The organism is Paenibacillus sp. 05T425 (assembly GCF_056396205.1).
On record NZ_JBFTLA010000002.1, the window covers coordinates 139,326 to 154,734 of the forward strand.

A 15,409-nucleotide genomic window follows, 5' to 3' on the forward strand; every position below is an offset into this window, starting at 1 on the left:
CATCGGCACTATTTACTCCGTGGTAAATCCTGTTAAACTAAGCTGAGAGAACAAATAGAAGGGAAAATCAATGATGGAAAATACACAATTAAAGATACACGCTCTATCGGATATCAATCATTTAAAGGTTCACGGCCGAACAACGGGTAATGTCGCTCCCTTAACGTTGTTCTGGACGGGAAGCGGGATTGAGCTAAATGCAACAGGCTCTGAGCTATGGATTGAATTCGAGGTTGCCTATAATCATTACGAGCCTTGGATAAGCATCTTAATTAACGGTGTTCCCGTAAGCAGACAAATGTTAACCACCGGAAGGTACTGGGTTTGCTTATTCAGGGGCATGAATGAAAGCGCTTCAAAAAATGTGCGTGTCGTTAAAGATGTGCAGGCGATGGGCGCAGATCCAGGCTGCTCGATGCAGATTCATGCCGTGAAGGGCAACGGTGAATTTATGCCTGTCCCGAACAGGCCCTATAAGCTTGAGTTCATTGGAGACAGCATTACTTCGGGTGAAGGAGCTATTGGGGCGAAAGCGGAAAGCGACTGGATTCCGATGTGGTTCAGCGCAATCAACAATTACAGCACGATTACCGCAGAAGCTTTAAATGCCGAATATCGAATCCTTTCCCAAAGCGGATGGGGCGTGCTGTCAAGCTGGGATAACAATCCGCGAGCGAATATCCCCGATTATTATGAACAGGTTTGCGGACTTCTTACCGGAGCGAAAAATGAAGCGCTAGGCGCATTTGAGAAAAATGATTTTGATGCTTGGCAGCCGGATGTCGTGGTCGTCAATCTAGGAACAAATGATGGCGGKGCTTTTCGTTCGCCGGAATGGCGAGACGAGTCTACGGGGGAAACGTTCAAACAGCGGCTAAATGAAGACGGCAGTTACATGGAAGAGGACATTAGGGCCTTTGAACGGGCTGCTGAGCACTTCCTCGTTAAAGTTAGAAAATATAATAATCACGCACATATCGTTTGGGCATACGGGATGTTAGGCATACCAATGATGCCCGCAATCTGCCGCGCTGTGGATACTTACGTCAAGGAAACGGGAGATCGAAAGGTGTCGGTGTTCCAGCTTCCGATTATGACGGATGAAACCGTAGGCGCAAGAAACCACCCAGGCTTATTAGCCCATCAACATGCGGCAAAGGCGTTGACGGAGTATATCAAGACAATTTTGTCGGAAAGTTAGACGGTGGTCAGGTTGGTCTCTGGCTCTGCTCGGTCAACCGCAAGCGATACTCGGTTGGCGAGCAGCTCACTTCCTTGCGGAAAGCTTTGGCGAAATGATTCGTATCCGGAAAACCCACCTGCTCGGCAACCTCCTTGATACTTAAGCGGGTTGTGCCGAGCAGTGTTCTGGCGTGCTGCATCCGTTTGCGGTTCAAATATTTCAGCGGCGATACGGCAAAATGTTTATTGAAATAACGTACAAGATAATTCGGATGCAAATGGACATGCTTCGAGATTTGATCCAGCGTCAAAGCTTCGGATAGGTTGGCCTCGATGAACGCCTCAATTTGCCGGAGCCGTTCGATTTCATCACGGCGTCCCGGCACGATGCGGAGCTGCGGATTTGACTCCAACAAGAAGAAGGCGATAACCTCCAGCAGCACCGCCTTCTCGCGAACGCGCGCCAGCCATCCGCTATCGCCGTGGAGCGCTGCCAGTTCCCCGAACAAGGCAGACAGCTCGTCCCTCCGGTCCGGAGGCACCGTCAATAAATGAGGCACGTCGACCCATTGGAACAGATCGAGTCCGCCCATCGTCGCCGTGAAATGGCACCAATATTTTTTGTACGGCCGATCGCTCACCGCGGAATAAGACTGCAGGACATGTGCAGGCATATGACATAATTGGCCGGCAACCGGGCTATACGCTTGACCATCGATCTGGAGCCGGCCTTCTCCGTCACAGATGAAATAAAACTTGTTGTAGGACGGCACATAATCCAGCTCGCGCCATTGCGGCGTGCATTCCGTATAATACGCCTCGACCAGACTGACTTGCAGCTGCTGGAGCATCTCGCTGAGCAGCGCGAAATTGGATTGATGCGGCATTCCGACACCTCGAAGTAGTTAATTTAATCCCCATACAGGCTAATCTATTGTCTATAGCTTATCACAAATCGTTGATAGACTAAGCATATATTCGATGTATGGAGGCGTTAAACGACAATGAGCCAATCTTTTATTCAGCAACGAACTGAACGCACGGAATGGTTTCTTCAAGATCGCTTCGGCATGTTCATCCACTGGGGATTGTACGCCATTCCCGCTCGCGGGGAGTGGGTTCGCAACGCCGAGCGCATGACCAATGAAGAGTACCAGAAATATTTTGACGAATTCAATCCCGAACGTTACGATCCGAAGGCTTGGGCCAAAGCAGCGAAGGCGGCGGGCATGAAATATGCGGTTCTGACGGCTAAACATCATGACGGCTTCTGTCTGTTCGACAGCAAGCTCACCGATTACAAGTCGACCAATACGACCTGCGGCCGTGACCTAGTGAGGGAGTTCCTTGATGCTTTCCGCGAGGAAGGGCTGAAGGTCGGGTTGTACTATTCGCTGCTGGACTGGTATCATCCCGATTACCCGGCTTACGGCGATCGCATTCACCCGATGCGCGACAATGAAGCGTACAAACGCGATCCTGAGCGTTTCGGCGTTTATCTCGACTTTATGCATGGGCAAGTACGCGAGCTGCTGACCGATTACGGCAAGCTTGATATCATGTGGTTCGATTTCTCTTATGACGATATGAGGGGCGAGAAGTGGCGGGCGACCGATCTGATGGAAACGATTCGTTCCATCCAGCCGCACATCATTATCGATAACCGTCTGGATGCCAGCGGCGAAGAAGGCGGTTCGATCTATACGAACAAGCCGAGCGTTTACTCGGGCGATTTCGCTTCGCCGGAGCAGATTATTCCTCCGCAAGGCATTACGGACAATGAAGGAAACTCGATTCCTTGGGAAGCATGCATTACGCTGAACAACAACTGGGGCTACAGCGCGACCGATCACACTTATAAGAGCGCCAAGACGGTGATTCGCAAGCTGGTCGAATGCGTCAGCAAGAACGGCAATCTGCTGCTGAACGTTGGACCGGACGCGAAGGGCGAAATTCCGCGGCAGTCGTTGGACGTGCTGGAGGAGGTCGGCGAATGGCTCCGTAAAAACGGTGACAGCATATACGGCTGCGGTGAAGCTGGCCTGTCGAAGCCGGATTGGGGACGGTATACGCGCAAAGGCAATAAGCTGTATGCGCATTTGCTTGAGGAGAGCGTGGGCCCCGTTAACCTGGCCGGTCTAGGAGACCGCGTGAAGAGCGCGAGGCTGCTGGCGGATGGCGCGGAGCTGTTCGTCACGCGCCCATGGAACGCCAGTCTTTATACGAATGACGCGTTCTTCAATTTCGCGCAGCCCGAGCATTACACGTATCCGCTCCCGGACGAGCGCAATACCGTAGTTGAGATTACGCTGAACGACTAATGCAATAAGCAGCAACATGGAGGCATCACAGCATTTTGGGAAAGGGTTAAAGCTATATTATAAGCCGCAAGCAGGACGCCTTAAATCAGGAGTTCCGCTTGCGGCTTTTTTGCATAAATCTTAAAGGTTAAATCTCAAAGTCCAAACGTTAAAGTTTAAAGGTTAAAAGGTAAAGTTTAAAGTTTACTGTTTAAAGCCTAAATTTTTTTCACGTCCGCGATTTGAAACCCTCTAAATGAAGATTTTCTAATATTACCCATAAAATCCACCTCGCCTACGAACCTATTATATATATCAAAAGGTTGGGGGAGATCGATAGAATGGCGAAACCGGATAGTCTTACCACCACCATCGTATTAGCAATCGATAACGGAAGCAGTCACATAAAGGGCATTTACGACGACTTGAGCAATCAGTTCATTTTTCCCAATGTTGTAGCACAGCCTTTCGGCGAACGATATTTATTAATGGATCAAGGAGATCCGCTTGATTTTCTAGACGTGCAGATCGTCTCTCCGGCAGTCCAGACAGACCAGTACCGCCATGTCTATGTCGGCAATTTGGCCATCGGCGATGGAGGGATTGTACATGAGATCATCGGGGATAAGGCGGTGCAAAAGAAAGCACAGCGTCAAGAAACGATGGTTACGTTGTTGACAGCTGCGGCCTACGCAGTTGCGAGTAAGCATGAGGATGACATTAAGCGGGGCAAAAATCGGATCAAGGCCAAGGTCAACCTGGGTACAGGGTTGCCCATTCAAGAAATCGCGAAGTTTCGCGAGGAATATGCGGATAAAATTACGGCAGGCGTGCATAGTGTTACATTCATCACCACACCGGTATTCAAGGGGGTGACGGTTGAGATGGAGATGCTGCTGCCGAGCGACATTAGCATTGATGACGTATCCGGGGTTTATGATATGGAAGCTTCCTCCAAGGCCCATCTATCGATGAAAGGGTTCGGCATAGCCGACGTCGGAGGAGTGGATATGGATATCGCTTTTTTCCGGCCGGGACTCGATCTCGACCAGCGCTATTCGACGGGTGCCAAGATTTATCTGAACAACGCGCTGGAAAATATCCGCAATGAGGTCAACGCGCAAGGGGAAGAACTGATTTCGAGTACGGCCGAGCTGACGTTAATGTTGGTGAATAAAGAATATGCGATCTACGCGGAAGGCAAAGTGGCCTTTGATATGACGGAGCTTGTTAACCGACATATGCGTATTTTGGCGGAAAAGGTGCTAAAGTATGCTCGCAACGCTTGGAAGCATGCCAGGTACGCGAATGAATTTTGGTTTATTGGAGGGGGATCTGTCGTTCTGCAGCCATGGATCGAGAAGCTTAATGCAGAGTTGGGATTGCCGATTCGATTCGATCAATCGGAAGTGAGCCAGCTCCGCAACGTGCGAGGAACCTTCTTCTTGTTGTCTCATGCCCTTGGAGCGGGGGAGAGTGCTGCGGCTGCGCGGGACGAAGCGGCTGCTGAAGATCAAAGCGGGAGCGAGAAGGATTGAAAAAAAGACGTTCGATGGTCATGGTCGCGCCCGGGAAGGATGTAACGTTATACATACCGACGGATACGCCGCCGGAGGTCATACGCTATTTGAACCGCTTAAAGGCGGAAGGCATCTTCAGTCAGGGGATTATGGACATTCTAATCGGGCATATTCTCGGGCAACAAGAGGCAGTGGCAACGTCTGCAATCGAGGAAGCAGCTATACAAGGGGATGATCTTCCGAACGAATCCATTGAGGAATCCAATGAAATTCCGGATACTGTTCATCGCGGCGACGTTGCGCAGGTCGTGCAGAAACCGTTTAGCCCGCAGGACATTCTTAGACAGGCAGCGCGAAATGCCGGTAAGCTGCTGCATGATCGGCAGTGAAACGGATGAGACAAGATAGATTAAGAGGCACTCGCCCAGGGTGCCTCTTATTTTTTGCATGAACTCGCTAAGCGGGTCGATATGGCTATAAAGTGAGGAGGAATTATTATAGAATCAAGTTAATGAAAAGGAACGATACAGGGGGAAGAGAAAATATGATCGTTAAAGCATGCACGATGGAGGACGTTAACCATCTCGTGAAAGAATATTTGGAGGGGCTGTCTTCGCCATTCGATTCTTTTTTGGAGGAGCATATTGCTTCATCCGATTTTTACCTGATTCAAGACGACGATTCGCGAGAAGCGGGTTATTTTGCAATCCATAACAACGAGCGGCTGACACAGTTTTATATCCGCCGCCCGTATCAAATGCACGCCCAGAAGCTGTTCCTTCAAGCGATAGAAAACCATTCAATTACGTTTCTATTCGTTCCGACCTGCGACGAGTTATTCATTAGCTTGGCGTTGGATCAAGACTTTACAATACAGAAGCAGGCCTACTTTTTCCAAGATAGCGGGGTTAGCATGCCAATCGATCTCGGAGATGGCGAAGTGTTCCGACTTGCTTCTGAAGGCGATCTTGAGATGGTTGAGCAGGTTTGCGGGGATTTTCTCGACCAGTATGATCAGTGGATTGTCAAAGGCGAGTTATTCGTCTATTACAGAAACGCTGATTTGCTTGGAATTGGGCTAATCGAAAGGTCCAACATGTTCGATGGAGTAGCCAGTATAGGGATGTTTACCAATGATGCCTTCAGAAAACAAGGGGTAGGAAAAACAATGATCATACAATTGCGCAAGTGGTGTCATGCTCATGGTATTAAGCCGATATGCGGTTGCTGGTATTATAACGAGGCCTCCAAACGAACGTTGGAAAGCGGAGGCATGGTTACAAAAACAAGACTACTAAACATCGAAGTAAAAGCTATCGGTTAGTGTGGTCATTAGAGCTCGGAGAATGGAAATAATTAAGGTAAGGCTAGTAGCCCTTTTCTTTTCCATGTAGAATGGATTCAAAATCATTGACGCAGATACAAGGGAGCATGATTATGGAAAGGCTGTTGTCCAGTAAAAAGTATATCCCGTTCACCTATAAGATGATGATTCCTTATCTTATTCTTGTATTGCTGACCGATTTGCTGATTGGTTATATCGCATATACGATGCTCATTGATTCCAGGACGGAAATGGCGGAAACGAATGTCCGGACGTCTTTGAAGCAGACAAGGAACAATCTCGAATACCAGACGGATGAAATCGTGCGAATGGCCAGTTCCCTGTATAACAGCACGACCTTTCAGAACGCTCTTCAGTTCAGGGGAGAGCCTCTGGAGAACATGCTCGAAATGCGTGATAATATCGTTCCTTACATGAAAGCCCCGTTGCAATTGTATGGGAACAAGCTGAGATTAGTGCTCTATACCGTCAATGAGACGATGCTTGAAATTGACGGCGACGACATGTCGACGCCGATCGGCAGAAGCGATTATTACGTCCTTTCTCATCATGCGATCGAAAATACGGATTGGTTTAAATCGATCGTTACGAATAACCAAGACAGCGTCTGGCTGCAAGTGGATACCGACAGTCAGCTGGGCAACATTTCGTATTTCCGGAAACTCGTTTCTTCGAACGCAGCTACCGCTGTTATCGGCTATATTCGCGTCACGGCGAGGATCGACGAGCTGTTCGGTGATTTCAGCTCTTTTCCGATTGAACAGGGCATGGATCTTCGTTTGATTGAAAGCTCAACCGGATTGGCCATCTATGAACAAGGCGTTATGAACGAAAAGGCGAAGCAAGGTTCTTACTTGAACATTAGCGAGGACATTTCGTTAACGGGCTATGTCATCAAGGCGCGGGTGCCGAACAGTTATTTAAACAAAGACGCGAGCCGAATGCAGCAGGTGATCGGCACCGTTTGTATGATCAGCTTCTTAGTTATGGCTTTTATCGGCTTCCTGGTTGCCCGTATTTCCGGCAAAAAAATCAAGCGTATCATTTCCTTGGTACGATCGTTTCAGGAAGGCAACTTTTACAAAAGGATCGGATTTGCGGGGAACGATGAGTTCGTCTATATTGCCAATGCCTTTAACCAAATGGCTGCCAGCCTTCAAGAGCTGATCCGAAACGTCTACGAGCAGGGCATTCAGAAGAAGCAAGCGGAGCTCGATGTGCTTCAAGCCCAGATTAATCCGCATTTTCTGTACAATACGCTGTCGACGATCGGCAGCTTGGCTAATTTGGGGGAAGTCGAGAAGGTTACGAATATGGTGCAAGGCCTCTCCAAGTTTTATCGACTGACGTTAAACCAAGGAAATGTGTATATTTCGCTTGAAAATGAGTTAGAGCAAGTGAAGCAGTATCTTGAAATCCAAAGAGTGAAGTATGCGGATGCCTTTAAGATTTATATCGATGTGGATCCTGACATTTTGCATGTCCCTATCATTAAGTTGATTTTGCAGCCGTTCGTGGAAAACATATTCAAGCATGCCTGGTTCGGAAGCACCATTGCGATCCGTATTACAGGAAAGCGGCTTGGCGACCGCATTGAACTAAAGGTCATTGATAACGGGATCGGCATGCGGGCTGACACATTAAGAAACATGCGGTCAAGCTCCTTGCATTCCGACAGCTACGGCCTGAAGAACGTGGAAGAACGAATTAAGCTTCGGTACGGCAATGATTTCGGCATTCATATCGGCAGCTATTTCGGAGCGGGGACGACCGTTCAAATTATTCTACCGGTTGATAATGCGGAAATTCGAGAAGATAACGAAACGTAACATAGTGGATAGGCTCATGTTCCTAAATGGAACATGAGTTTATTTTTTTTGTGCGAATCGTTGAATTAGTATTATGTTTAGTTGTTTGGCTGAATTATTTCGACTAACCCATCGTTTTATAATGAGCCATATAGAGAAGAGAGGAGAGCAACTATGAATAAGCATACTTTTTGGAGCGATTTGAAAAAATATAAAATACTGTTATTGATGCTGGCGCCAGCCACTTTATTTTTCTTTCTGTTTGCTTACATCCCAATGGCGGGTATCATTATTGCTTTCAAGAATTACGATTACGCTGGGGGCATATTTGGAAGCGCATGGAACGGATTTGACAACTTCCGCTATTTCTTTGAATCGGGAGACGCTTGGCGGGTAACGCGAAATACGGCGTTGTACAATATTGCGTTTATCGTCGTGAACAACGCTCTGCAAATATTTGCAGCGATCATGTTGTTTGAAGTCGGCGGCAAATGGTTCCGGAAGCTTACGCAATCGGCGTTGTTCCTGCCTTACTTTATTTCATGGGTCGTTGTAGGTGCGATAGCTTATAACTTGTTGAACTATGATATCGGCACTGTGAATGCTGTGCTTAGAGGCATTGGTATGGAGCCTATTGATATTTATAATACCCCTGCTTACTGGCCGTATATTTTGGTTCTCGTTTCCGCATGGAAAGGTCTCGGATACGGAACGGTTATGTACTTGGCCGCAATTACGAGCATTGATACCGAAATGTATGAAGCAGCCGAGATCGACGGCGCTAACATTTTCCAACGAATCATGAAGGTGACGATTCCTAATCTGTTCCCGACGGTTATCATTTTGGTGCTTCTGGCGGTCGGCAACATCTTCCGCGGTGATTTCGGAATGTTCTACAACATGGTCGGCAATAACGGCCTGTTATTCTCTTCAACAGACGTTATCGATACGTTCGTCTATAGAGCGTTTATTACATCGAGAGATATAAGCATGTCGGCTGCAGCGGGCGTCTTCCAATCCGTGCTTGGTTTCGCGACGATTATGACAGTGAACTATGCAGTACGCAGATATGACAAAGACCGGGCCCTATTCTAACGGCATGAAGGAGGTAACAATATGAAGGTAAAGCAGCTCGATCGTAAAATATTTTCGGCAATCGGTTATGTATCTCTAATCTTTCTCGCCATCTTATGTATTTTTCCCTTTATACTTGTCGTTTCGTCCTCGCTGACGGAAGAAACTAAAATAGTGACAGATGGTTATCAATTTATTCCGACCGTATTCTCTACAGAAGCCTACAGCATTTTGTTTAAGTATCCCCAGGAGATGATAAACGCCTACCTGGTGACTATAGCTGTTACAGCAATCGGTACGTTCTGCGGCTTGCTTCTCACTTCTATGACCGCTTATGCGCTTTCCAGAAGAGATTTCAAGTGGCGCAATAAATTTTCATTCTTCTTCTTCTTTACAACATTGTTTAATGGCGGGTTAGTTCCGTGGTATCTGCTTATTACGAATTACCTCAAAATGCAAGATACGATGATGGCTCTAGTCATCCCGATGATGCTCAACGTCTTCTACATCATTGTAATGAAGTCGTTTATGAGCGGCATTCCGGAAGCGATTGTAGAATCGGCCAAAATTGATGGAGCAAACGACTTCGTTATCTATGCTCGTCTCATCCTGCCGCTCTCCAAGCCGGCTCTCGCTACGATCGGATTGTTTCTTGCGCTTGCCTATTGGAACGACTGGTACAATGCCCTGTTGTTTGTTTCTAACGAGGACTTGATGCCGCTCCAATATTATTTATACAAAATGTTAGGCAATATGGATGGCATGCGGAAAGCGATGATGGGTGCGGGGGCGGTCGTAACGACAGCTATTCCAACCGAGAGTTTGAAGATGGCGATGACGGTTGTGGCAACGGGTCCGATCTTGCTAGCTTATCCATACGTACAAAAGTACTTTGTCCAAGGCTTGACGATTGGCGCTGTGAAAGGATGAGCCCGGGGAAACCCGGTTTATCAATATATGAACACCATAGGGGGAAGGCTTGAATGTTGAAGAAAAATAGACTAATGATGACGGCACTCTTTTTAACCTTCGTAATGATTTTGAGCGCATGCGGTGGCGGCAACAACAACAATACGAATACGCCTGCTGAAGCTACACAAGCTCCGGATGCAGGGAACGCTACGAACGCTCCAGACAATGGGGCCGCTGATGGCGCCATTGACACTTCCAAAGAAGTAAAGCTGAAAATGATCTTTGTTGGTCCTAAACCTGTAGACTACGACGTCGTTTTTGCTGAAATTAACAAAAAGTTGAAAGAAAAAATCAATGCAACCGTTGAAGGCGAGTTCTTGGACTGGTCTGACTGGGCTCAAAAGTACCCGTTAAAGCTGGCGGCGAATGAAGATTTTGACTTGATCTATTCGGCTAACTGGGCAGGCTACAATGACCAAGCGCTGAAAGGCGGATTCTTGGAATTGACGGAAGAGATGCTTACGAAATATATGCCGCAAACGTGGGCAGCTATGCCGAAAGTAAGCTGGGATCAAACGAAAGTAAACGGCAAAGTGTATATGGTTCCGCAAAACAGAGGCGAATCCGTAGAAAAGCTGATTTTGTATCGTGAAGATTTGCGCAAAAAATACGATCTTCCTGAAATCAACAGCCCTGAAACGTATGCGACTTATTTGAAAGCAATTGCTCAAAACGAGAAAGGCGTTGCGCCGTTCACTCCGGAAACGGGAGACTGGAAATACCACAACTTGGACCGCGTATTGCTGAAGCAGCAACAAGAATGGAATATGTTCGATCTTGATCTTCCGTTTGCTTTCAAATTGGCGGATGACAAAGGCCAAGTATTCAACGTGTATGAAACACAAGAGTTCAAGGATCTGCTCGTGTATTACAAGGATCTTGCCGATAACAACGCATGGTCGAAAAACGTTCTAAACAGCAAAAACGACCACCAAGCAGACTTTAAAGCAGGCAAAACGGCATCGATCACGCACAACAACGGAACGCTTGGAGCGCTTATGGCTTTGATGCGCCAAGAGAATTCTCCTTATGAAGTAGCGCTTGCGGACATCAACCAAGGCAAGAAGAAGTCGATCGCTATTTCTACGCAAAACGGTACGTCGATCCATGCAACTTCGAAAAATGTAGAACGCTCGTTGATGTTTATCGATCTGATGCAAAACGATAAAGAATTCCATGACCTGATGATGTACGGCGTTAGCGGCGTACACTATGAGCCGGTTGGCGACGACAAATATAAAGCTACCGACAAAAACCCTAACTACACGGGCTTCTCTAACTGGAACTTCAACTCGCCGCTTAACCGCGACAATGAAGCATTCCCGCAAGAAGCATCCGATCTGGTTAAAGGCTGGGAATCCAACGTTTACCACTATGCGCTTGAAACGTTCGTATTCGACAACAGCAAAGTGAAAACGGAAATCGCCAACGTTGGCAACGTCATGCTTCGTTATGCAATTCCGCTCGAATACGGTGTTATCAAAGATATCGACAAAGCTCTTGCCGATCTGAACAAGCAACTGGATTCAGCGGGAATTGATAAAATTCAAGCCGAGATGCAAGCTCAAATCGATGCTTTCCTGGCGAAACAGTAATAAACAATTCTAATCAGAAAGACAACCTCCGCCCATAAGGGTGGAGGTTGTCTTTTGTTTGAATATATATAGGATAATGATTATGCCTATGCCTAGTTATTGGAGCTCGGAATTCAGCTTATCGATCAGTGGAATGAGCTGGAGCGGCTCGCTGACTGTGTAATCAGGCTGCTCCGACTCGTCTGCCGGAGTATGCGGGTAACGGGGCGTCCAGCTTATGAAAATGCTTGTAATGCCGAGCGCATTCGCTCCCTTTACGTCACGGCTTAAGTTATTGCCGATCATAACCGTGCGGGAGAAGTCCTTCTCTGACAAATCAAGCGCGCCGATCGCCGCTTTGAACATCTTCGGGCTAGGCTTGCGATCTTTAATATTTTCGGAAATAATCATCGTGGTGAAGCAGTCGTACAGGCCGTGCTGAATGAACATGTTTTTGAACGATTGGGCTTCGCCGTCTGCGACGAGCGCCAGCGTGTAGCCTTTCTCGTGGAGCGTTCGAACCATTTCGGCTGCGCCTGGGATCAGCTCCGCATGCTGGACAATGCCTTCTGCATCTCTAACTTCCGTCGATTCGTCGACAATGGTGTCTCCGCTATCTAGAAATACGATTAACTTTTTGTTCTCCATTCATCCCATCTCCGCTCTCTGAATGATTATATGGAGGCGAGGGCTCCGGTAGATTCCCGAATAATCAGCTCCGGCTGCATGACAATACGCTGTTTTATGCTGCTCTCGTCCTCGGTGCCGCCGATGAGCAAACCGAATGCCAGCTTGACCATCTGTTCAACCGGCTGAGCAATCGTCGTCAGCGTAGGATTCGTTACCGTGGATAGAATCGTATCGTCGAAGCCGACGATCGACAGCTGCTCGGGCACGCGAATGCCGGCGTCCTTGGCCGCTTGCAGTGCGCCGATCGCGAGCAGATCATTGCAGCAGAACAGCGCGGTGGGCCGCTCCTCGCCGCTGAGCAACGCGGCTGCTGCGCGTTTGCCGTCCTTCATGCTGGACTCGCACATGACGATGTCGTCGTCGCTAACCGAAAGACCGGCTTCGAATAATCCGAACCGAAAGCCCCGCACCCTCTCCAGGCTGCTCGTTACTTTGAAGTTTTCCGCCAGCACGGCCATATGGCCGTGGCCGAGGCTGGTCAAATGCTCGGCAGCGAGCGCACCGCCCTTGAAATCGTCGGTCACGACGCTATGAGCCGTCATAGCGGCCGCTTCCCTCGCGATCATGACGATCGGGAATGATTTCTCGGATAGATGCTCTAATATTTCACTGTTCTCCGCACCGGTACCAATTAAGATGCCGTCTACGTTTTTTTGCTCCAGCAACCGTATATACTTCTCTACGCGTTCGTCACGATTGTCCGTGCTGCAGACGATAACGCTATAGCCTTCACTATGCGCCAAGTCTTCAACCGATCTTGCGATATCGGAGAAGAACGGGTTAGATACATCCGGTATAAGCAGACCGATCGTATACGTTTTTTTGCCCATTAGAGCAGAAGCAATGATGCTTGGCTTGTAGTTAAGCCGCTCCATCACTTTAAAGATTTCTTCTTGTTTCTTCTTGCTCACTTTTCCTTTGCCGTTAATGGCATTGGAAATGGTCGCGATGGAGACGCCTGCCTCCTTCGCGACATCATATATGGTGGTCGCTTTCATGGCCAACCTCATTACTATCGAATTAGGGCGAAACTCCCTTATTCGGTAATTATCCGTGTATTCGGATCATATTGCAACATTAACGAGGATTCACAATCCAATCATGATCGGGATCGTTGCGGAACTTCCATACTCTCGAGGGCCCTGCCATCACGTTCAGGTAGTATACCTCATAGCCCGGAGGCGCCGAGACGGGATGATAGCCCTTTGGCACGAGCACGGCCTCGCCGTCCTTGACCGCCAACGTTTCATCGAGAGAACGGTCGTCCGTATAGACGCGCTGAATCGCAAAGCCTTGTTCCGGCTGCACGTGATAATAATAGGTTTCCTCGAGAAGAGACTCGTTCGGCAGCGCATCCTCGTCGTGCTTGTGGGGCGGATAGCTGGACCAATGTCCTTGCGGCGTAAGAACCTCTACAACAAGCAGGCTGTCAGCCGGCTGTTGCTCGGGCAATATGTTATGAATATGCCGCAGCGTCGTTCCTTGTCCGCGAAGCTCTACGCCGACGTCGTTAGGCGCAATCAGTCTGGCGCGGTGACTGCCGTGGCCGGGAGCCTTGCAAACCGCCAATTCAAGCGCCGTAAGAGCTGTAACCTCAAAGCGGTCATCGTTCGATACATAGACGGAATACGGCGGAATGTGTTCGAAKACGCTCATCCGTTGTCCAATATCGGTCCATGATTCGTTTGCGGTGGATACATCCGCCTTGCCGCTAAGCAGGACTAGGCATACTTCGTCATTCCCGGTCGGTCTGCTGAAGGAATCTCCGGCATTTAGGCGGTACACTTCAAAACCAACATGATGCCAACCGGCGGATTGCGGCGTGATCGACAACAAGGGAATATCGCTTGATTGTCCGCTGTAATGCGGTTTGACGATTAATTTGCTCATGCTCTATTCTCACAGCCCTTCTATTGTACTCTCGAGCTCGGACAGCTTGATCGGCCGGCCTTCGCAGAGCGACAGCTTAGCTGCTCGGGCAATTCGCTCGGCTTGCCAGCCATCCTGTCCATTGACCGGCACCTTCTCCCCGTGCAGCAGGCAGTTAATAAATTGCTCGGTTTCTTCTATATAAGCGGCGCTGTAGCGCTCTAAGAAGAAATGAAGCGGCTTGTCGGATTGCACGCCGCCAGCCGTAGTGAGGACAGCCGTATTCGGATAATCATTTTCGGCCTTCGATGAGCCGAGCGAGCCGAAGGCTTCGACGCGTTGGTCGTAACCGTAGGCCGCCTTACGGCTGCAGTCGATGACGCCGAGCGCTCCGCTGGCGAAACGCAGCGTGACGATAGCCGTGTCGATATCCTCGTAAGCCGCGAATACCGGATCAATGAGGACGCTGCCTTGCGCGTACACCTCTTCGACCTCGCTGCCCGACAGGAAGCGAGCCATGTCGAAATCGTGGATCATCATATCCATGAAGATGCCTCCGGATACTTTGATGTATGCCTCGGGAGGAGGCTCCGGATCGCGGGAAGTGATCTTGATCAAGTGCGTATCGCCGATCGCGCCTGAACGGACATGCTCGCGCACCCGCTTGAAGTTGTGGTCGAACCGGCGGTTGAAACCTACCTGCAGCTGAACGCCTGCCCGGCGAACCGCCTCGATGGCTTCCTCCGTTTGCTGCAAATCCATGCTGACCGGCTTCTCGCAAAAAATATGTTTGCCGCGCTCTGCGGCACTCTTGATGAGCGGAACATGCGTATCCGTCGAGGAGCATATGAATACGGCATCAATGTCCGGATTGTCGAGAATGTCCAAGCTATTGTTCGTGACAGCCGGAATCCCGCGTTTGGCTGCCCATTCGTTCAGCTCTGGACCCGCGAACAGGTCGCTGATTGCGACGACTCGTGCCTGCGGGTGCCGGATTAGGTTCTCCGCATGGATTTTGCCAATCCGTCCGGCACCGATAATTCCTATGTTAAGCTGCTTCATTTAATTGTCCGAC

The 15,409-nt window shown here is 48.9% G+C and carries 14 protein-coding genes; 9 read left to right on the plus strand and 5 right to left on the minus strand.

Annotated elements, in window-relative coordinates; translation table 11 throughout:
• The first annotated feature begins 70 nt into the window (after positions 1-70).
• Complete coding sequence (locus AC1DF0_RS04470) at positions 71-1,201, plus strand: SGNH/GDSL hydrolase family protein (RefSeq protein ID WP_477573185.1); 1,131 nt, start codon at positions 71-73, stop codon at positions 1,199-1,201.
• Positions 1,202-1,208: 7 nt separating this feature from the next.
• Here the strand turns inward: AC1DF0_RS04470 and AC1DF0_RS04475 are convergent, their stop codons facing one another.
• Positions 1,209-2,069, minus strand: a complete 861-nt coding sequence (locus AC1DF0_RS04475) for a helix-turn-helix domain-containing protein (protein WP_477573186.1) — start codon at positions 2,067-2,069, stop codon at positions 1,209-1,211.
• Positions 2,070-2,186: 117 nt separating this feature from the next.
• Between AC1DF0_RS04475 and AC1DF0_RS04480 the strand changes: the two genes are divergently transcribed.
• The 8 genes from AC1DF0_RS04480 to AC1DF0_RS04515 all read left to right on the plus strand — a co-directional run bounded on the left by AC1DF0_RS04480 (position 2,187) and on the right by AC1DF0_RS04515 (position 11,796).
• Positions 2,187-3,503, plus strand: a complete 1,317-nt coding sequence (locus AC1DF0_RS04480) for an alpha-L-fucosidase (protein ID WP_477573187.1) — start codon at positions 2,187-2,189, stop codon at positions 3,501-3,503.
• Positions 3,504-3,823: 320 nt separating this feature from the next.
• The gene (locus AC1DF0_RS04485; RefSeq protein ID WP_477573188.1) at positions 3,824-5,020 is read left to right on the plus strand and encodes an Alp7A family actin-like protein; all 1,197 of its coding nucleotides are present in this window, start codon (positions 3,824-3,826) and stop codon (positions 5,018-5,020) included.
• The gene (locus tag AC1DF0_RS04490) at positions 5,017-5,391 is read left to right on the plus strand and encodes a hypothetical protein (RefSeq protein ID WP_442048570.1); all 375 of its coding nucleotides are present in this window, start codon (positions 5,017-5,019) and stop codon (positions 5,389-5,391) included. The genes AC1DF0_RS04485 and AC1DF0_RS04490 overlap by 4 nt, the downstream gene beginning before the upstream one ends.
• Positions 5,392-5,546: 155 nt before the next feature.
• Complete coding sequence (locus AC1DF0_RS04495; RefSeq protein WP_477573189.1) at positions 5,547-6,326, plus strand: GNAT family N-acetyltransferase; 780 nt, start codon at positions 5,547-5,549, stop codon at positions 6,324-6,326.
• A gap of 113 nt (positions 6,327-6,439) precedes the next feature.
• Positions 6,440-8,176, plus strand: a complete 1,737-nt coding sequence (locus AC1DF0_RS04500; protein WP_477573190.1) for a sensor histidine kinase — start codon at positions 6,440-6,442, stop codon at positions 8,174-8,176.
• A 153-nt stretch (positions 8,177-8,329) separates the two neighbouring features.
• A complete protein-coding gene (locus tag AC1DF0_RS04505) occupies positions 8,330-9,250 on the plus strand; it encodes an ABC transporter permease (RefSeq protein ID WP_477573191.1) in 921 nt (306 codons plus the stop codon).
• 21 nt (positions 9,251-9,271) lie between these two features.
• Positions 9,272-10,159, plus strand: coding sequence for a carbohydrate ABC transporter permease (locus AC1DF0_RS04510; protein ID WP_477573192.1), 888 nt, complete (start codon positions 9,272-9,274; stop codon positions 10,157-10,159).
• 53 nt (positions 10,160-10,212) lie between these two features.
• Entirely contained in the window at positions 10,213-11,796 is a 1,584-nt protein-coding gene (locus tag AC1DF0_RS04515) for an ABC transporter substrate-binding protein (protein ID WP_477573193.1), read from the plus strand.
• A gap of 96 nt (positions 11,797-11,892) precedes the next feature.
• Here the strand turns inward: AC1DF0_RS04515 and AC1DF0_RS04520 are convergent, their stop codons facing one another.
• The 4 genes from AC1DF0_RS04520 to iolG all read right to left on the minus strand — a co-directional run bounded on the left by AC1DF0_RS04520 (position 11,893) and on the right by iolG (position 15,396).
• Positions 11,893-12,423 (minus strand): HAD family hydrolase, encoded by a 531-nt coding sequence (locus AC1DF0_RS04520; RefSeq protein WP_337100581.1) that lies wholly within the window; start codon positions 12,421-12,423, stop codon positions 11,893-11,895.
• A gap of 26 nt (positions 12,424-12,449) precedes the next feature.
• On the minus strand, positions 12,450-13,463 hold the full coding sequence (locus tag AC1DF0_RS04525) for a LacI family DNA-binding transcriptional regulator (RefSeq protein ID WP_477573194.1): 1,014 nt from the start codon (positions 13,461-13,463) through the stop codon (positions 12,450-12,452).
• Between the two features lie 79 nt (positions 13,464-13,542).
• Positions 13,543-14,355: a 5-deoxy-glucuronate isomerase gene (gene iolB, locus AC1DF0_RS04530; protein WP_477573195.1), complete on the minus strand. Its 813-nt coding sequence runs from the start codon at positions 14,353-14,355 to the stop codon at positions 13,543-13,545.
• 9 nt (positions 14,356-14,364) lie between these two features.
• The gene (iolG, locus tag AC1DF0_RS04535; RefSeq protein WP_477573196.1) at positions 14,365-15,396 is read right to left on the minus strand and encodes an inositol 2-dehydrogenase; all 1,032 of its coding nucleotides are present in this window, start codon (positions 15,394-15,396) and stop codon (positions 14,365-14,367) included.
• Between the last annotated feature and the right edge of the window lie 13 nt (positions 15,397-15,409).